At 72.6% G+C, this 16,637-nt stretch carries 17 protein-coding genes and 2 pseudogenes; 11 read left to right on the top strand and 8 right to left on the bottom strand.

Features of this window, described 5'->3' with window-relative positions:
- Positions 1-69 precede the first annotated feature (69 nt).
- Positions 70-429, bottom strand: coding sequence for a DUF6461 domain-containing protein (locus ACH4F2_RS31800; protein ID WP_398136211.1), 360 nt, complete (start codon positions 427-429; stop codon positions 70-72).
- A 119-nt stretch (positions 430-548) separates the two neighbouring features.
- On the bottom strand, positions 549-1,577 hold the full coding sequence (locus ACH4F2_RS31795; RefSeq protein WP_398136210.1) for an alpha/beta hydrolase: 1,029 nt from the start codon (positions 1,575-1,577) through the stop codon (positions 549-551).
- Between the two features lie 98 nt (positions 1,578-1,675).
- Here ACH4F2_RS31795 and ACH4F2_RS31790 point away from each other — a divergent pair, with 98 nt between their 5' ends.
- Entirely contained in the window at positions 1,676-1,846 is a 171-nt protein-coding gene (locus ACH4F2_RS31790; RefSeq protein ID WP_398136209.1) for a hypothetical protein, read from the top strand.
- A gap of 68 nt (positions 1,847-1,914) precedes the next feature.
- On the opposite strand, the pseudogene ACH4F2_RS31785 reads toward ACH4F2_RS31790, so the two are convergent.
- A pseudogene (locus tag ACH4F2_RS31785) lies at positions 1,915-2,397 on the bottom strand (aldo/keto reductase); the annotation flags it as partial.
- Between the two features lie 208 nt (positions 2,398-2,605).
- On the opposite strand from ACH4F2_RS31785, the gene ACH4F2_RS31780 reads away from it, so the two are divergent.
- The 3 genes and pseudogenes from ACH4F2_RS31780 (at position 2,606) to ACH4F2_RS31770 (ending at position 4,168) form a co-directional block, all read left to right on the top strand.
- Positions 2,606-3,469, top strand: a complete 864-nt coding sequence (locus ACH4F2_RS31780; protein ID WP_398136208.1) for a LysR family transcriptional regulator — start codon at positions 2,606-2,608, stop codon at positions 3,467-3,469.
- A 266-nt stretch (positions 3,470-3,735) separates the two neighbouring features.
- Positions 3,736-4,062: pseudogene (locus ACH4F2_RS31775) on the top strand (IS1182 family transposase); the annotation flags it as partial.
- A gap of 10 nt (positions 4,063-4,072) precedes the next feature.
- Complete coding sequence (locus tag ACH4F2_RS31770; protein WP_398136254.1) at positions 4,073-4,168, top strand: DUF397 domain-containing protein; 96 nt, start codon at positions 4,073-4,075, stop codon at positions 4,166-4,168.
- 108 nt (positions 4,169-4,276) lie between these two features.
- On the opposite strand, the gene ACH4F2_RS31765 is transcribed toward ACH4F2_RS31770, so the two are convergent.
- Both ACH4F2_RS31765 and ACH4F2_RS31760 read right to left on the bottom strand, forming a co-directional pair.
- Positions 4,277-5,005: a DUF4097 family beta strand repeat-containing protein gene (locus tag ACH4F2_RS31765; RefSeq protein WP_398136207.1), complete on the bottom strand. Its 729-nt coding sequence runs from the start codon at positions 5,003-5,005 to the stop codon at positions 4,277-4,279.
- 132 nt (positions 5,006-5,137) lie between these two features.
- Complete coding sequence (locus tag ACH4F2_RS31760; RefSeq protein ID WP_398136206.1) at positions 5,138-6,679, bottom strand: IucA/IucC family protein; 1,542 nt, start codon at positions 6,677-6,679, stop codon at positions 5,138-5,140.
- A gap of 122 nt (positions 6,680-6,801) precedes the next feature.
- Here ACH4F2_RS31760 and ACH4F2_RS31755 point away from each other — a divergent pair, with 122 nt between their 5' ends.
- From ACH4F2_RS31755 to ACH4F2_RS31745, 3 genes are all read left to right on the top strand, one after another.
- Positions 6,802-8,301, top strand: a complete 1,500-nt coding sequence (locus ACH4F2_RS31755; RefSeq protein ID WP_398136205.1) for an IucA/IucC family protein — start codon at positions 6,802-6,804, stop codon at positions 8,299-8,301.
- Positions 8,302-8,363: 62 nt separating this feature from the next.
- Complete coding sequence (locus ACH4F2_RS31750; RefSeq protein ID WP_398136204.1) at positions 8,364-9,638, top strand: VWA domain-containing protein; 1,275 nt, start codon at positions 8,364-8,366, stop codon at positions 9,636-9,638.
- A complete protein-coding gene (locus tag ACH4F2_RS31745) occupies positions 9,638-10,441 on the top strand; it encodes a hypothetical protein (RefSeq protein WP_398136203.1) in 804 nt (267 codons plus the stop codon). The genes ACH4F2_RS31750 and ACH4F2_RS31745 overlap by 1 nt, the downstream gene beginning before the upstream one ends.
- 44 nt (positions 10,442-10,485) lie before the next feature.
- Here the strand turns inward: ACH4F2_RS31745 and ACH4F2_RS31740 are convergent, their stop codons facing one another.
- On the bottom strand, positions 10,486-11,127 hold the full coding sequence (locus ACH4F2_RS31740) for a winged helix-turn-helix transcriptional regulator (protein ID WP_398136202.1): 642 nt from the start codon (positions 11,125-11,127) through the stop codon (positions 10,486-10,488).
- Between the two features lie 87 nt (positions 11,128-11,214).
- Between ACH4F2_RS31740 and ACH4F2_RS31735 the strand changes: the two genes are divergently transcribed.
- The gene (locus ACH4F2_RS31735) at positions 11,215-12,423 is read left to right on the top strand and encodes a pyridoxal phosphate-dependent aminotransferase (protein ID WP_398136201.1); all 1,209 of its coding nucleotides are present in this window, start codon (positions 11,215-11,217) and stop codon (positions 12,421-12,423) included.
- Here the strand turns inward: ACH4F2_RS31735 and ACH4F2_RS31730 are convergent.
- Together ACH4F2_RS31730 and ACH4F2_RS31725 are read right to left on the bottom strand one after the other, a co-directional pair.
- The gene (locus ACH4F2_RS31730) at positions 12,404-13,477 is read right to left on the bottom strand and encodes an SMP-30/gluconolactonase/LRE family protein (protein WP_398136200.1); all 1,074 of its coding nucleotides are present in this window, start codon (positions 13,475-13,477) and stop codon (positions 12,404-12,406) included. The two genes, ACH4F2_RS31735 and ACH4F2_RS31730, sit on opposite strands and share 20 nt — an antisense overlap.
- A gap of 122 nt (positions 13,478-13,599) precedes the next feature.
- Complete coding sequence (locus ACH4F2_RS31725) at positions 13,600-14,463, bottom strand: helix-turn-helix transcriptional regulator (RefSeq protein WP_398136199.1); 864 nt, start codon at positions 14,461-14,463, stop codon at positions 13,600-13,602.
- Positions 14,464-14,583: 120 nt separating this feature from the next.
- Here ACH4F2_RS31725 and ACH4F2_RS31720 point away from each other — a divergent pair, with 120 nt between their 5' ends.
- From ACH4F2_RS31720 to ACH4F2_RS31710, 3 genes are all read left to right on the top strand, one after another.
- Complete coding sequence (locus ACH4F2_RS31720) at positions 14,584-15,183, top strand: histidine phosphatase family protein (RefSeq protein ID WP_398136198.1); 600 nt, start codon at positions 14,584-14,586, stop codon at positions 15,181-15,183.
- Positions 15,184-15,220: 37 nt separating this feature from the next.
- Entirely contained in the window at positions 15,221-15,865 is a 645-nt protein-coding gene (locus tag ACH4F2_RS31715) for a hypothetical protein (protein WP_398136197.1), read from the top strand.
- A 216-nt stretch (positions 15,866-16,081) separates the two neighbouring features.
- Positions 16,082-16,471: a hypothetical protein gene (locus tag ACH4F2_RS31710; RefSeq protein ID WP_398136196.1), complete on the top strand. Its 390-nt coding sequence runs from the start codon at positions 16,082-16,084 to the stop codon at positions 16,469-16,471.
- The last annotated feature ends 166 nt before the right edge of the window (positions 16,472-16,637 follow it).

Below are 16,637 nucleotides of genomic sequence, written 5' to 3'. Positions count from 1 at the left end.
CGCCGGAGCTCCACGGCCGGCTGGTGGGCGGGTGCGTGTGACCGAGCGGGCCGCCGCTCTGCCGGGGTCTCAGGCCCGCAGCCAGGAGGTGGCGGGTCTCTTCGTCACCAGCCCGCAGGTGAACTCCGCCGTCTCCAGGAGCCGGCGCGTCAGCCGGACTCCGGTGACGTGGTGCGCCAAGGCGAACTTGGCCGGGGTGAGGCTCTTCACCTCGTCCTCGTCCTCGTCCGCGTCCGGGTCTTCCATCGGCCCGAATCCCACCTTGCGCATGACGTGGAGCAGGTCATCAGGGTGGCTGCCTACACGGCAGTACTCGATCGTCCACTCGCGCAGCGCGCTCAGCCCGGTCACCGCCGGCCCGGCGGCGACCCGCAGAGCCTTCAGCTCCCCGAGGGAAGAGGCCTGTCCGGCGCTCGGCTCCAGACTCACGTGAACCCCTACGGCCGGTTCCAGCTCGACATGAACGGCGGTCAACACCTGGAACGCATGCCGGGCGCCGGGGAAGGCCGAGGACGCCCGGCCGAGTACCCGGCGCCGCGGTGCGCGAGCTAGAACTTGCGGGACAGCCATTTGTTGATGATGTTGGTGGTGCTGTCGGCGTTGCGCTGGAGGGCCAGGTCGTGGCCGGCTCCGGGAATGGACTTCACATCGACGTCAGGGCTGGCCGGGTAAGCGGCGGTCTCCGCCTTGAGGGTCGTGTTCAGATCGGCAGGATCGAAGTACAGGTCGTCGTGCCGGCCCACGAGCGACAGGACAGGAACGTTGACGTTCTTGCCGTAGGTGCCGTCGTTCTGTTCGTCCTCGAAGGAGGTGAATTCCCCGAGGGTGGCGATCTGCTTGACCTTGTCGTCGGCCTTCACGGTGCTCAGATCGGCGTTGAACGGCCAGTAGAACAGGTGGCGCATGCCGTCCCGGGTGGTGAGGGAGCCGTCCGGAATCGCGCGGCCGGCGAAGGCAGCGTCTTCGGCGGCCGGGTGCATCGCGGCATTGAACAACAGGCGGCCGGGGCCGGTATGGTGCATGAATCCGGTGACGACAACGGCGTCGACGTCCTTGTAGGACGCGGCCTCCTGGATGGCGACCACGCTGCCCATGGAGTGGCCGACCAGTGCAATCGGCAGCCCCTTGTGGTCGCTCCTCAGCCTGCTGATCAGTTGGTGGATGGTGGCGGAGTGAGTCGTGCCGTTCAGCTGGTCCGCGGCCGGGCTGCTGGAGTCGCCGGTTCCGAGGCGGTCGACGGCGACGGTGATCCAGCCGTCCTTGGCCGCCTCGCGGGCTTGCGAAATCCAGCCGCGGTTCGTGTGGAGATCGAAGTACCGGTGGTCGTAGGTGACGCCCGGGATCATCACCTGAATGCCCTTCACGCGGGCGTGGCTCGGTCGGTATTTCACGGCGCTCAGCGTCTGGTCGGCCGGCCCGCTGCCGGTGAGCGAGACCTTCTGGGTGATCGTGTGGAGGGTGTAGCCCGGCCCACGGTCGGGGACGGCAGACGCGCCCTGGGCCGTGACGAGCAACGCGGCGAACGCCGCGCCCGCGGTGAGGCGGGCCGTGCGGTTTCGTGGTTTGTCCGATGACATGGGGAAGCTCCTTGTTGTCTGGGCCGAGGCGCACGCCTCGGGTGAACCGAGCGGTCGAGGCCGCAGCACGCGGACACGTCGACCACAGCCTGCTCAGCGTGGACTCCACTGCGGCCAAGGCCCACCACGACGCCGCTGGCATGCTCGTGGATGCCGAAGTCCTCACCACGCTGGAGAAGGCGGTCGAGGAGGAGAAGCCGCGCGCGAAGAGGGCGGACGGTGGCGGGCGCCGAATCTGTGGGCCCGACTCGTGCGGCAGCCCGAGCTGAAAGAGGCACCTCTCCGACGACCGGCGCTGCCGCCCGCTGTCCGTCGTTCTCACCCCGGGCCGTGCGCCGACAGCCCCCTGCTGCTGGAGTTCGACGAGGGTCTCGAAGGGCTCGGCGAGCGAGCCGGGCTGAGGGCCCTGGGCGTCGCCGAGCCGGAGGTTGACCACGTCGAGTGCATCGAGGCCGAGGTCCGCAAGGTTCTCGCGGACGGCGCGGCGCAGGTCGTCGGGCTGCCGGGCCGGGGGCCATCCGCCGTGCTGATCGCGGACCGCGCCGACCTTGGTCACGATGTGCAGCGACTCGGGGTAGGGGTGGAGTGCTTCACGGATCAGCTGGTTGGTGACGCGCGGTCCGTATGCGCCGGATGTGTCGATGTGGGCGATCCCGAGATCGGTGGCTTCGCGCAGGACGGCGAGAGCGCCGTCGTGATCGGCGGGCGGGCCCATGACGCCGGGGCCGGCGAGCTGCATGACGCCGTAGCCGAAGCGGGTAACGCTCAGGTCGCCCGGGGTCCAGGTGCCGCCGGGCAGTGGCGCGGGGAGTGTGTTCATGACTGTGCCTTTCCTGCTGAGCCGGATACTTGAGAGGGCTGCGGGTCGCCTGGTCCGCCGCTCGTCAACGGCGCCTTGCCCGCGTCGGCTACCGGCGCAGACTTCCGTTCCCCATGCCGTCGATGTTCGCTCGTCGACCAGCAACGCATCCAATACCGATGCGGTGCTCTGTCATACCCGGTAGGTATCACCGAGGTACGCTGTGGCGATGGACGCCCTGGAGCCCCGCGAGCTGAGGTACTTCGTGGCCGTCGCAGAGGAGCTGCACTTCGGCCGCGCAGCCGAGCGCCTCGGTATGGCCCAGCCACCGCTGTCCCGGGCGATCCAACAGCTTGAGCGGCGCCTCGGCGTCTTGCTGCTGGAACGCAACCGTCGCAAAGTCGCCCTGACCGGCGCCGGAGAGATGCTGCTGCACGAGGGCCGCGCAGCCCTCGACGCGACCACCGCCGCCGTTCGCCGCACCCGTCGCGCCGGTGGCGCCGACAGGCTGGGCGGCCCCCGCAACCGCCTGGTCCTTGCGGTGAAGGCCGGCGCGTCTCACGAGCTGCTGCACAAGCTCCTCGACGCCTACGCGGCCGAGCCCGACGCCGCCGCAATCGACGTGCTGCCGAGCGGCACATGTGAACAGGGGGAGATGCTGCGCGACGGCCGCGCCGATGTGGCGCTCATGCACGCGCCGTTCAACTCCCTCGCCGGGTTCGACAGCGAGGAGCTGATGACCGAGGGGCAGATCGCCATCCTGCCCACCGGGCACCCGCTTGCCGCGCACAGGACCCTGTCACTGGCCGCCGTCAGCGACATCCCCGATCTCCCCCTCGCCCGCTGGGCCCACGACGGCACCTACCCACCCGGCCCAGGCCCCGAGATCCACGACCAGACGCAGCTGGCCCAACTCATCGCCCTGGGACGCACCGCGGCCGTCTTCCCCGACTCGGCCCGCGCCTGGCTGTGGGCCGAGCACACCGCAGTTCCCCTGACCGACGCGCCCCCCGTCGTCACGCACATCGCCTGGCCCGCACACAGCCGCTCCCTCGCCCTCGCCGGGCTGATCCGAACGGCCACGCGACTATGACCCTCGCGTGCCTTCCACCGCCGCCGTCACCCTGATGACACACCGCCTGACCGCCCGCCCCGACGCTCCTTCATCCCCTCCTGGCAACGCTGGTAGAGCTGTCCCTGCCTGCCCGTGAAGTTGCTCGACCAGGAGCCGGAATCGGGGTGCCGGTAAGAACTCTGTCACCGATCCTGCTGGCTTATTCCGTGCCCAGCGGGGCTGGCGGCTCGTTGGTCGGGACAGCAGCGGCCGTCTTGACGCCCCGGTCGCGGGTGGGGTGTGCAATGTCGATGCAGCCGAGGCCGTGGCCGAAGGTGCCCGAGCTGACCGCGCAGGTGGCGCGGGCGGTGGCGGCACGGGGTCCGTACCCGTTGGCGATGCGGGTCCGTGATGAGCTGGGCGAGTTGTTCGCGGATGCCGAGTTCGCCGAGGCGTTCGGGGTGCGGGGGCGGCCGGGCTGGTCACCGGGCCTGGTGAAGGCCGGAGGCAGGCAGCGCACCGACTCCACCCGCGTGCTGGCGGCAGTACGCGACCTGAACCGGCTGGAGCTGGCCGGGGAAACACTGCGGGCCGCGCTGGAGGCGCTGGCCTGCGCAGCACCGGACTGGCTGCCCCGAGACGATCCACGTCCGGGACTCGAAGGTACGGCAGGGTTCACAGCTCGCCGTCACTCCAGCCGCGTGGACCCACTTCCTCTCGTACGCGACGAGCGTCTGACACTGCCGCACGGCCGAACGCCCCGCTCCTGAGCCGCCTCCGGGGCGGTGCGCTCCACGAGCACGCGGGAGTCACCCCCGTCCACGGCGCCGGGTACCGGCGAGGCACTCAGGCCGGCTTGACCGCGATGTCTCCGTTGCCGCTGGTCAGGTCGATCCGGTGGGCGCCGGACGGGTCGTTGCGGACACCGATGTTCTCGTCCCCGTTGCCGGTCTTCACGGAGATCCGGTAGGTGCTGTCGGGCAGCCTGACCGTCTGTTCGCCGTTGCTCGTCCTGGCGCGGATGTCCTGTGGCTTTGCGGGGGCCAGGTCGATGTCGCCGTTGGAGGTCTCCACGTCGGTCCGGCCGCCCCGCAGGTCCTTGCCGTTGACGTCTCCGTTGGAAGTCCGGGCCTTCACCGGCCCCGTCACACCTTCCAGCGTGACATCGCCCGAGCCGGTGCTCAGGTCCACCGGGCCGACCTGGGACAGGTCGGCGTCCCCCCGCGACGTCTTGCCGTCGACCGGGACCCCGGCGGGCACTTCCACCGTGTAGTCCACCTCGCAGTCGTCGCCGCAGCCGCCGAGTGTGAGACGTCCCGCGTCGATCCGGTGGGTCGCTTCCTCGGGCCTGTCCCCGTGGTACGTGATCTCACGGTGCACGGTGACCTCGTCGAGCCCTTCCCGGCCGCGGATCGTGGCACTGCCGTTGCCCATGTCCAGCCGCACCGAAGTGACCTGCTCCCGCAGCGACGCGTCGTCCTCGAAGGTCTCCCCGGGCCCGCACGCGCTGAGCGTCACTGCGGCCAGCCCGCCCGCGACCACGGCCGAGAGCGTGCGTGCGCGCGTCATCGTCATTTCGGTGACTCCAGTCCTGGTCCAAGTGCGAGCGGGGGCAGCCGGCTTCGACGCTAGCGACGTCCGAACGGTCGCGGCGATGGGGGTATCCCCCCTCTTCGACCACCGGCTGTCCCGAACACGGCCCGGCGTTCACGCCCCGAGCAGCGGGTTGGGCAGCGGCCGGTAGCGGGCGGCGGCGCCGTCCGCGCCCGTCCAGCGGAGCAGGAGGTTGGTCTTGCCGGGGAGGGTGGGTGAGGCGAGGAGGGCGCGGATCTCGGGCAGGTCGTCGTGGCGGGCCAGGGCGCGGCGGGCGGCGGGCCAGGGGTCGAGGCCGGGGTGGTGTTCGGCGAGGGCGGCGGCGATCTCGCAGAGGTGGTTGACGACGAGGCAGTAGACCAGTCGCTCCCAGCCGGCCGGGCGGGAGGTGTCCGGCAGGAGCTTGACGCCCTCGGCGTCCCGGAACAGGGCCTGTACCGGTGTGCCCGAGGCGTCCACGGCGACCAGGGTGTTCTGCAGGTGTGCCTCCAGGACTACGCCGTCGTCGTCGAAGGCGGTCAGGACGGGCGGGACGACGGCGGCGAGGTACGCCTCCCACCAGGCCGCCGGGTCCGTGGTGCGCGCCAGCGGGTTGTCCGGGAAGCCCTCCACGAGCGCGGCGGCGAGCAGCGGGGTCGCGCCGGGAAGGACGCGGTCGCGCAGTCCGTCGCGGACGACGACGGCGAGCTCCTCGAAGGCGAAGTCCGCGGTGCGGTAGCCGCGGTCGCCGAGCCAGGCCGCCGCCGGGGAGCCGAGGGCGGTGAAGGCCTCGGTGACCGCCGTGTCGGCGCGGCGCAGTTTCAGCAGGTCGTGGCGCCACAGGCGGCGGATGTCGTTGGTGATGCGCACGTCGAGGCTGAACTTGAGGAACAGGTCGCGGTCGGGGAGGTATTCGGGTGCGTACACCGTGCGGATGGCGGCCGTCGGCCAGGTGAAGAAGCCGGTCGTGCCGAGGCGGAGGAGGCGGCCGTCGGCGAAGGCGGGGGCGAGGGCGGCCGCTGTCAGGTTCAGCTGCCAGGGGTGGGCGGGCAGCAGCCGGTAGCCGGGCGGGGGGTTGCCGAGGGCGTCCAGGGCGGCGGTGTCGCCCTCGTCGACGACCGTGTCCTCGCGCACGGCGAGCAGCGTCAACGGGAAGCGGGCGTGCGCCTCGGGCGCGTACGGCAGCCAGCCGGCGTGCGGGCCGCCGCCGCGCGCCTTGGGGGCGGGGTGGTGGGTGTGGCCGGTGAGGAGGGACTGTTCGGAGCGGAGGTAGGGGTCCTCGGGCGGGATGGCACGCGCGCGCGCCGTCAGCAGCGCGGCCACCGCGTCCCGGCTGTCGGTCATCTCGGTGGGCAGTTCGTGGTTGGGCAGGCCGGTGTGGTGGCGCAGCTCCTCCGCGACGAGTTTCACCAGCTCGGTGTGGCCGGCGCGCTGCCAGCCGTCCGCCGTGCGCACCTCCGGCTCGGCGGGCCGCCGGCCGCCTCGCACGCGCAGCAGTCTGCCGCCGGGCAGCCGGTACACCGGCCGGACGCCGGGGCCCGGCAGCGGTTCGGCCACCTCGCGCAGCAGGCAGTTCAGCAGTGGCACCGCCGCGTAGGCGTCGGCGCGTTCCGCGACGTCGTCCCGGGAGGTGGAGTCGGCGCCGGTGGGCGGGGGCAGGAGATCCACGCGTTCCACTCGTTCCCTACGGTCTGTCCATGGCGGAGATGGCGGAGGTGGCGAAGGTGCCGGGGACGATCAGTATGTCTGCCCGTCGCCCCTCCGTCGTGACGCCCTACTCGTACCCGAGGAGCCCGCCCGTGCACCGTCCCCCCAGCGCAGAGGCCGAGGTCGCCGGCGAACTGTCGGCCGTCCGCCCCGGTCTGGTCGCCCGCTACACGGCCGAACTGGCCGGCGCCCGTGCGGCCGTGCTGACCCGGCTGTGGCGCGCGTTCGCCCACGAACCGCTGCCGTGGATCGCGGGCCGGCAGCCCGTCCGGGACGGACTCGTCCTGCGCCTGCGGGACGGCCGCCGGCTGACCGGTCCGGCGGCCGACCCGTACCGCACGGACGCCTACGTCCGCGTCGTACGGCTCGAAGGGGCCGCGTACGACGATCCGGCGCGGCTGGTGACGGACGTCGCCGCACCGCACTCGGCGGGGTTCGCCGCGGAACTCGGACACAGCGTCGCGTCGTTGGCGCTCTCGCGGGCGGGGCAGGAGGATCACCCGGACGAGTGGCCGGACAGCGACTGGGGCTGGGAGCGGCGGGTGGTCGACGGACATCCGTACCACCCGGGCTGCCGCTCCCGGCCCGGCTTCTCGGTGGCCGATCAGCTCGCGTTCGGGCCCGAGCACGGGCCGGTGGTGGGGCTGGGGCTGGTGCCGGTGCCGGCGACCGGATGCCTGGTGACGGGGTCGTGGCCGCCGGAGCTGCGGGACGGGACGAGGGTGCTGGTCCCGGTGCATCCGTGGCAGGCGGCGCACGTGCTCAAGCGGCCGTGTGAGGAGGGGCTCGCCGCGCACCCGCTGATGTCCCTGCGCACGCTCGCCGTGCCCGGCGGGCCGCACGTCAAGACCGCGCTGAGCGCCCGGCTGACGTCGTCGGTGCGGGACATCTCGGTCGCCTCGATCGCCGCGTCGGCCCAGGTGTCGGACTTCGGGCAGGCGCTGACGGCGCGCGCGGACGGGCTGCTGCACGTCACCCGCACGCTGGGCGCGGTGGCCGCCGGCTCCCCCGACCTGGCCGCCGTACTGCGCGAGTCGCCCCGGGTGTACGCGGCCCCCGGCGAGCACGTCGTCCCGGTGGCCGCACTGGCGGGCACCGGGCTGCCCGGCTCCCCCGCGTGGCGGGCGGCGTTCGCCCGCCTCGCCCTCACCGTGGGGCTGCGCCTGCTGGAGGTGGGCGTGGCCCTGGAGGCGCACGGCCAGAACCTCCTCGTGGTGCTGTCCCCGGCGGGCGATCCGCTGCGTCTGGTCTACCGCGACCTGGCCGACATCCGGGTCAGCCCGGCGCGCCTCGTCCGCCACGGCGTCGACGCACCGGACCTGCCCGCACGGATGCTCACCGACGACCCGGCCGTGCTGCGCCGCAAGCTGTTCGGCTCGCTGGTGGGAGGCGCGCTGGCGGCGACGGCGGGCTCGGGGGCGGCGTTGCGGGAGGCGATGGAGGCGGCCGTGGGTGAACTGCCGCGCACACCGGACGTCGTGGCGCTGTGCGAGGAGCCGCTGCCGGTGAAGGCGCTGACGCTGATGCGCACTTCGCCGGGAAACGCCGGGGACCTGTGGGCTCAGTTGCCCAGTCCGCTGCGCTGGAAATGAAGTCGTGGCGTCGTCGCGGTCTCGTTTTGGAGCCCGGCACCACTGATCAATAAGATCCGCCGATGATCACAAGAACACGGCTGGCGGCGGGTGCCTGTGCCCTGCTCGCCGCGCTCACGGCCGGGATCGCCTTCCCGGCCGGGGCGGCCGCCGGTGAACCCACGGGCGAGGACGCGCCGAAGGTCAACCTGGTGCTCGACGTCAGCGGTTCGATGCGGACGCGGGACATCGACGGCGGTACGCGGATGGCCGCGGCGAAGCAGGCGTTCAACGAGGTGCTCGACGCGACGCCCGAGGAAGTGCGGCTGGGGATCCGGACCCTGGGCGCCGACTACCCGGGCGACGACCGCAGGACCGGCTGCAAGGACACCGCGCAGCTCTACCCGGTCGGCCCGCTGGACCGCACCGAGGCCAAGACGGCGGTCGCGACGCTGGCGCCCACCGGCTGGACGCCGATCGGCCCCGCGCTGCTCGCGGCGGCCGACGACCTCGACGGCGGCGACGGCTCCAAGCGCATCGTGCTGATCAGCGACGGCGAGGACACCTGCGCCCCGCTCGACCCGTGCGAGGTGGCCCGCGAGATCGCCGCCAAGGGCATCGGGCTGACCATCGACACGCTGGGTCTGGTCCCCAACGTCAAGATGCGGCAGCAGCTCAGCTGCATCGCCGAGGCGACCGGCGGGACGTACACCTCCGTCGAGCACACCGACGAACTGACCGACAAGGTCAACCAGTTGGTGGACCGGGCGGCCGACCCGGTGGTGACGCCGGTCGCCACCGAGGGCGCGGACACGTGCGCCAAAGCGCCGACGCTGACGTCGGGGCTGTACACCGACCGCGAGGAGTTCGGCCGGCAGCGCTGGTACCGGGTGGACGTGCTGCCCGGTCAGGAGCTGCGTGCCTCGGTGAGCGTCGGCGCCGACCGGGCCGTGAACCCGTCCTACGGGGTGCTGCTGCGGGCGGTGACGGTGCACGGCCGGGAGATCGTGCGCGGTGAGGCGGCGGGCAACGGCCGCACCGACGTGCTCTCCACGGGGCTGCGCTACCCGAAGGCGGAGCGCGACGACGTGGACGCGGACAAGCCGGCCGCGGAGACCGTGTGCCTCCAGGTCACCAACTCCTTCTCCGTCCCCTCCGGTGCGAAGACCACACCCGGGCTGCCGCTGGAGCTGACGGTCGACGTCGTGGACGGTCCGAGCGACGCCGGCGACGTGGCCTCCTTCGGCCTCGGACGCGGCTGGTGGCTGCTCGGTGCGCTGGTGCTCATCGGTTTCGTCGCCGGTCTGCTGTGGGGCTGGCTGTCGCGCTGGCGGTTCGCGGTCTGGAGGACCAACTGATGCGTTTCACCCGAGTGCCGATCGCCGCCGTGCTGCTGCTCGGCCTCGCCGCGACCCCCGCGGCGACCGACTCCTCGCCCACCGCCGGCCCGTCGGGCGACGGCGGCGCGCCGACCCGGGCGGGCACGTCCTTCCGTACGGCGGCCGAGTTCGAGCAGGGCCGGCGGGCCACCGCCGACGCTTCCGCGGGCGACTACCTGTACTGGTCGTTCCCGGCCGACGCCGGACAGCGTCCCACCGTGAAGGCCACGGTGAAGCTGCCCGAGACGCATGCCGCGCAGACCTGGCGGATCGACGTGTACGACGGTCTGCGCCGCCGCCAGGCCTGCCAGTACGGCGCACAGACCCGCACCGCGGCGGCGGGCACCCCCACCACGGAGCTGGCCTGCGTGCTGCGCACGGTCCGTGCCTGGTCCGAGCCGTGGGCGGACGACCCGCTGCCGGGGACCTACTACATCCGGCTGACGGCGGTGAACCTGCCGACGTCCGACCTGGGCGTCCCGGTCTCCGCCGAGGTCCAGGCGGGCTCCGAGGACATGGGCGGGGCGGCCGCGGTGGACGGTTCGCTGGCCGAGCCGCTGGTACCGGGCGTGGCGATGACGTCCGGCGCGGACGAGGAGGACTCGGACGGCAGTGCCGTACTGTCCGCGATCGAGCCCGAGGACGGCTGGTCCTCCGGCTGGTGGTCCGACCGGTGGGTGTGGACCGGGATCGGCGGTGTGCTGGCCGCGCTGGCGGGCATCGGCGGGTATGCGCTGACCCGAGGGTCGGGCCGACCGCCACGGGTCCCGCCGGCGGCCTGACGTGACCGCGCAAGGCCCGCCCGGGGGGCGGGCCTTGCGCGGTCTCAGCCCTCCCGGAGCGCCTTGGCGGCGGTGCCGTCGCCGGTCACCTGGACCCGCCCGTCCCGCACCGCGTCCCGCAGACCGAGCCGCCCGCGGGCGAGCGCCGCGCAGGCCCCGGCGTCCAGGACCAGCCGGGCGTCGGGCTCCCCCGGTGCGGGCCCGTCGCCGTACACGGGACCCGGCTCGTCCGCGCCCACGCGCAGGTGGAAGTCGCCCTCCTCCAGGCGCACTTCGACGAGCCCCTCCCCCGCCCCGGCCTCCCGCAGGGCCCTCAGCAGGGGCAGCGCGAACCAGTGCGCCCGTACGGCGTCCGTCGGCCGCCGCTCCCCCAGCTCGTCGGCGCCCCACGCGCCCAGCGCCTCCAGCACCGGCAACAACTCACGTCCACGGGCGGTGAGTTCGTAGACGGACGCCGCTCCGGGCGGCGGCAGGCGGCGCCGGGTCGTCAGCCCGTCGCGCTCGGTGTCCTTCAGCCGCGACGCGAGTACGTCCGTACTGACGCCGGGGAGGTCGGCGTGCAGGTCGGTGTAGCGCCGCGGACCGGCGAGCAACTCCCGGACGATCAGCAGGGTCCAGCGGTCGCCGACGACGTCGAGCGCGCGGGCGGCGGAACAGTACTGGTCGTAGCTTCGGCGAGGTGACATGCGACGCAGTGTAGACAAGTTGTTGGACTTTCCAAGCTCCAACTTGGTAAAACCAAGCAACACCAGATACCGGAGGGGAAGCGCCGCATGGAATTCCGGCAGTCGAACAAGCTCAGCGAGGTCTGTTACGAGATCCGCGGCCCGGTGATAGAGCACGCGAACGCGCTGGAGGAGGCGGGGCACAGCGTGCTCCGCCTGAACACCGGCAACCCGGCGGTCTTCGGTTTCGAGGCGCCGGAGGAGATCGTCCAGGACATGATCCGCATGCTGCCTCGGGCGCACGGCTACACCGACTCGCGCGGCATCCTCTCCGCCCGCCGGGCCGTCGCCCAGCGCTACCAGGCCCTCGGTCTGGAGGTCGACGTGGACGACGTCTTCCTGGGCAACGGCGTCTCCGAGCTGATCTCCATGGCCGTACAGGCCCTGCTGGAGGACGGCGACGAGGTCCTGATCCCCGCCCCCGACTTCCCCCTCTGGACGGCGGTGACGACCCTCGCGGGCGGCAAGGCGGTCCACTATCTGTGCGACGAGCAGGCGGAGTGGTACCCGGACCTGGCCGACATGGAGTCGAAGATCACCGACCGCACCAAGGCGGTCGTCATCATCAACCCCAACAACCCCACCGGTGCCGTCTACCCCAAGGAGATCGTCGAGGGCATCCTCGACCTCGCCCGCCGCCACGGCCTGATGGTCTTCGCCGACGAGATCTACGACCAGATCCTGTACGACGACGCCGTGCACCACTCGGCCGCCGCGCTCGCCCCCGACCTCGTGGTCCTGACCTTCTGCGGCCTGTCCAAGACCTACCGGGTGGCGGGCTTCCGGTCGGGCTGGCTGGTGGTCACGGGCCCGCGGCAGCACGCGCGCGACTACCTGGAGGGCCTGACCATGCTGGCCTCCATGCGCCTGTGCGCCAACGCGCCCGCCCAGTACGCCATCCAGGCCGCGCTCGGCGGCCGTCAGTCCATCCGCGAGCTGACGGCACCGGGCGGGCGACTGCGCGAACAGCGGGACGTGGCCTGGGAGAAGCTGAACGAGATCCCCGGCGTGTCGTGCGTGAAGCCCAAGGGGGCGCTGTACGCGTTCCCGCGCATCGATCCGGCCGTGCACAAGATCCACGACGACGAGAAGTTCGTCCTGGACCTGCTGCTGAGGGAGAAGATCCAGGTGGTCCAGGGCACCGGCTTCAACTGGCCGAGCCCGGACCACTTCCGCATCCTGACGCTGCCGCACGCGGAGGACCTGGAGGCCGCCATCGGGCGGATCGGACGGTTCCTCAGCGGGTACCGGCAGTAGCCGCCGGCCCGGAACCCGGGGAGTGCGTCCTCGGGGCGGTCGTCCGCTGGCCGAGCGGCAGGCTGGAGACCGTGAAGGGGAGACTCTCCGGGGGAAGGCCGGCGACCCAGCGGTTGTACTGGCTGTTCACGACCAGAAGGCGGTCGTGGTCGGTGAGGGCCGCGGCGGAGGGATGCAGGAGGCCCTCCGGCGGCACCAGTCGGTCCACGAAGCGGCCGTGGGTGAGGTCGTCGTTCATCTCGATGACGGCGACCTGCGGCTCGGTGCCGGGATCGGCGTACAGGTTGCCCTGCGTCACGTAGAGCCGGCCGTCCCTCCAGGCCAGGGCGTCGCCGTTGACGACGGTGTCGCCGCCGAGGTCGACCTCGGCGGTCCGGCCGGTGGAGCGGTCGACGCGCCACAGCTTCCCGGTGTTGCTCTGCACGGCCAGCAGGTGGCGGTCGCCGACCGCGACGATGCCGTTGAGGTTGTGCTGTCCGTCGACCCAGTCGACGCCCGAGTCATCGACGTCGAGCCAGTGCTCCAGCTTCCACCGGCCGCGCTCGTCCTCGGTCAGGCGGTAGACGACCGGCTTGAAGGAGTCGGTGACATAGGCGGTGCCGTCCGCGGCCACCGTGACATCGTTGACGAAACCGCCCTCCGCGCCGTGCAGTGTGGTCAGCAGATCGCCGGTCGCCGTGTCGTAGACACGCAGCGTGCCCGTGGCGCCCCCGTTGACGTAGAGCCGTCCCTCGCCGTCGATGGTCATGCCGGCGGTGAAGGAGCGTCCGTCCCTCCCGTCGGGCGACCAGACCCGTGCGGTCGGTTTGCGCACGTGGCCCCGGTAGAGGGTGCCGTCCTGGGCGCTGCCCACGTAGTAGTGACCGCTGCGCGGATCGTAGGCCACGCCGGTGGGAAATGCCTTGTCTCCCGGGATCACGTAGTGGTCGGGGAGCCGCGTGGTGGCGGTATCGGGGCGGGTGGCGGATTCGGAACCGGTGGCGGCCCGAGAGTCGGTGGCGGCGGTGAGGGCGAGCGCGGTGACGGCTGCCAGGGCGGACGCGAACAGGCGCATGGAGGACCTCGGCGGGGTCGGTGGGGCGGATGGGTCCTGTTCATCCTGGGCTGGTCGCGGTTCGTCTCCCTCCGCCCTGTCCCACCGGGGACACGCCGAACCTGGGTACTCCCGGTCCCCCCTCACCGGCGGCTCCCGCGGGCCTGAGCCTTGGCCATGACGCGCAGCGCCTCCTCCTCGGGCGAGCCCGGAGCGGCCGTGTAGACGAGGAGGCTCAGCTCGGGGTCCTGGGGGAAGTGGGTGATCTCGTACGAGAGGGTGAGCGGACCGGCGTCGGGGTGGTCGATGCGTTTGAGGCCGTGGGACTTGGTGCGCACGGTGTGCTGTTGCCAGTGGCGCCTGAACTCCTCGCTGCCCTGGTTGAGTTCCTCGACCAGCCGCCACAGTTCGGGGTCCTCGGGGAAGCGGCCCGCCGCGATGCGGAGATGGCCCACCGCCTCGCGGGCGATCATCTCGCGGTCCGGGTAGCGGCGGCCGATCTCGTCGTTCAGCAGGTGGAGCCGGCACAGGTTGCGCCCGGCCGGCGGCAGCGCGGCGAAATCGGTGATGAGGGCGCACAGGGGCCGGTTCCAGGCCACCACGTCCATCCGGCGGCCCATGGCGAGCGCCGGCGCGGTGATCCAGTCCAGCAGCCGACGCACTCCGGGGCGGACCACCCCACCGTCGGTCTGCCCGGCGTCGGGCTGCCCGGCGTCCGGGTCCGGTTTCCGGGGCCGCGCCAGCCGGAAGAGGTGGGCGCGCTCGTCCTCGTCCAGCCTGAGGGCGGCGGCCACCGCCCCGAGCACGGCGTCCGACACGCTGCGGTTGCGGCCCTGCTCCAGGCGTACGTAGTAGTCGATACTCACCCCCGCCAGGTGCGCCAGCTCCTCACGGCGCAGCCCCGGCACGCGCCGCAGGCCCGAGCCGGAGGCGTAACCGACGTCCTCGGGGCGGATCCTGGCCCGCCGTGTGCGTAGGAAGTCTCCCAACTCGCCGCGTGACTGCATGATTTCATTATCGCTTCACCGATGTTCGTTGTCCTGGGGTGCGACGGCCACGCTGTCGCCGGCCGTCCCCGACGCGCCGCGCGGGCTCGTGGTCGCGGCGCCGGACCGTAGCCTGGACGCATGGGTGATCTCTTTCTGGTCCGGCACGGTGAGACCGAGTGGTCCCGGTCCGGGCGGCACACCGGGCTGACCGACGTGCCACTGACCGAGCACGGACGGAAGCAGGCGCGCGGTCTCGTGCCGTTGATCCGGTCGCACCGGATCGGGGCGGCGTTCGTCAGCCCGTTCCAGCGGGCCCGGGAGACGGCCGAGCTGATCGGGCTCCAGGAGGTGCGGGTCGACCCCGACCTGCACGAGTGGGACTACGGCGGGTACGAGGGCATCACGACGGTCGAGATCCACCGGAGCCGGCCGGACTGGTTCCTGTTCACGGACGGGGTCGCACCCGGGCCGCCGGACCGTCCCGGGGAGACGCCGGAGCAGGTCGGCGACCGGGCCGACCGGGTGCTGGCCAGGGTGGAGGCCGCTTTCGCCAACACCGAGGGGTGTGTGGTGCTGGTGGCGCACGGGCACTTCCTGCGCGCGCTCACCGCGCGGTACCTGGGGCTTCCGGCATCGCACGGGGCGCTGTTCCAGCTGGGCACGGGCACGCTGTGCCGGCTGGGCACGGAGCACGCGCGGCCGGTGATCGCGGCCTGGAATGTCAGACCTCCGTCGTAGCCTTCGAAGGCATCACCGGTGAGGGAAGGAGGACGCCGTGGCACTGTCACCCACCGCGGCGCAGCGGCGCGTCATCGACGCCGCCGAGCCCGTCACCGGGCGTCTGAAGGGCACGGAGGCGCAGCTCGCGGCGCTGGTGAGACGAGGACTCGCCTTCCGGCACCCGCGGCCGCCGCACGACCACTTCCTTACGCCGGCCGGGCATCGGATACGGGAGGCCCCCGCCGAGCCGGAGCCGCCGAAGGCGCCCGAGCCCGCCGCACCGGCCGCCGGCGGCGTCTTCGCCGCACGGGTGGGCGGGGAGGAGGCCGTGCCGGGCGAGGCCGGACCGGCGCGGCTGCGCGAGGTGCGGAGCGCCTGGGAGGGGCTGCTGGAGTTGCGCCGGATGACGCGTTCGGACGGGAGCACGGAGCGGCCCTGCGAGTGGGAGCGGACGCATCTCGTGCGCGCCGCGGCCCTCGCGCTGGAGGCGGCGGGGCATCGTCCGGCGGGACCGGACGGCGGTGACGGATACCGGGTCCGCGCGACTCCGCAGCCGGAGGCAGTCGCCGTGTACGAGCCGGACGGCACGGCACTGCGGGGCTGCGCGGCGACGCTGGAACGGGCGGGGTGGCAGGTCGGGGAGCACACCGAGCCGCGTACGCGGGCCCGTTACCTGCTGGCCTCGCCGCGGAAGGTGTGAGGCACCCAGCTCGCGGCGGAACCCGGGCTGTTCTGCCTGTGAGACGCGGCCTCCGCTCGGCCGACGGGTCAGGCCTGTGCCAGGTGCCGTGGACGGCGGACCGAGGCACGTGTGAGGCAACGGGCGAACGAATGCGCCCATATGCATAGGTATGAGTGCGTGACAGCATGAATCTTCTCGGGATCGGCTCATGACAGCTACTGAGGGGAATGCTCGATGCACGCACACCAGGGATTGGTTCGGTCGGCGAAGACGGCGCGGCGGCGGGTGACGACCGTCGCGGTGGCCCTCGCCGGAGCATGCGCGTTGGGCGTGGTGACGGCGGCCCCGGCGAGCGCCGAGGTCTCGACTCGCTGCGGCACCTACATCTGCGTCAACACCGCACACCAGGACAAGGACTACGTCCAGGACATCACGGTCACGACGAGGGACGGAGTGACGGGAACGCTGCGTGGTTTCGTGCGCGACTACGCGAAGAGCACGGCCGGAGTGTCGCGGGCACGGTTCGTCGTCAACCGCGAGTTCAGCGGGGAGCCGCTGCTCGTCTGCGGTGGCCTGGACCGCGGGGGCAGGGTCATCGAGAACGTCTGCGTGAAGCTCTCCTGAACCCTCGGTGACGGGCCGGCGCGGGGGCGGAGCCGGTGACGGCCCCCGGCGGGGGGGGGGGGCCCCCCCGGGGGGGGGGCCCCCCCCCGGCGGGGGGCCGGCGGGGGGGGGGGGGGGGGGGGGGGGGGTGGGGCGGAGGGCCGGGTGAGTCAGCCCGCCCCCCAGC

It is taken from the genome of Streptomyces sp. NPDC017890, from assembly GCF_044328675.1.
Taxonomy (GTDB): domain Bacteria; phylum Actinomycetota; class Actinomycetes; order Streptomycetales; family Streptomycetaceae; genus Streptomyces.
Note: the sequence above shows the minus strand (reverse complement) of the source record. Positions and strands in the feature narration are given on the sequence as shown.

Excerpts from the sequence above, each read along its gene's own strand:
- ACH4F2_RS31795 (WP_398136210.1), bottom strand. The coding sequence starts at position 1,577 with ATGTCATCGGACAAACCACGAAACCGCACGGCCCGCCTCACCGCGGGC.
- ACH4F2_RS31780 (WP_398136208.1), top strand. The coding sequence starts at position 2,606 with ATGGACGCCCTGGAGCCCCGCGAGCTGAGGTACTTCGTGGCCGTCGCA.
- ACH4F2_RS31765 (WP_398136207.1), bottom strand. The coding sequence starts at position 5,005 with ATGACGATGACGCGCGCACGCACGCTCTCGGCCGTGGTCGCGGGCGGG.
- ACH4F2_RS31750 (WP_398136204.1), top strand. The coding sequence starts at position 8,364 with ATGATCACAAGAACACGGCTGGCGGCGGGTGCCTGTGCCCTGCTCGCC.
- ACH4F2_RS31745 (WP_398136203.1), top strand. The coding sequence starts at position 9,638 with ATGCGTTTCACCCGAGTGCCGATCGCCGCCGTGCTGCTGCTCGGCCTC.
- ACH4F2_RS31740 (WP_398136202.1), bottom strand. The coding sequence starts at position 11,127 with ATGTCACCTCGCCGAAGCTACGACCAGTACTGTTCCGCCGCCCGCGCG.
- ACH4F2_RS31735 (WP_398136201.1), top strand. The coding sequence starts at position 11,215 with ATGGAATTCCGGCAGTCGAACAAGCTCAGCGAGGTCTGTTACGAGATC.
- ACH4F2_RS31730 (WP_398136200.1), bottom strand. The coding sequence starts at position 13,477 with ATGCGCCTGTTCGCGTCCGCCCTGGCAGCCGTCACCGCGCTCGCCCTC.
- ACH4F2_RS31725 (WP_398136199.1), bottom strand. The coding sequence starts at position 14,463 with ATGCAGTCACGCGGCGAGTTGGGAGACTTCCTACGCACACGGCGGGCC.
- ACH4F2_RS31720 (WP_398136198.1), top strand. The coding sequence starts at position 14,584 with ATGGGTGATCTCTTTCTGGTCCGGCACGGTGAGACCGAGTGGTCCCGG.
- ACH4F2_RS31710 (WP_398136196.1), top strand. The coding sequence starts at position 16,082 with ATGCACGCACACCAGGGATTGGTTCGGTCGGCGAAGACGGCGCGGCGG.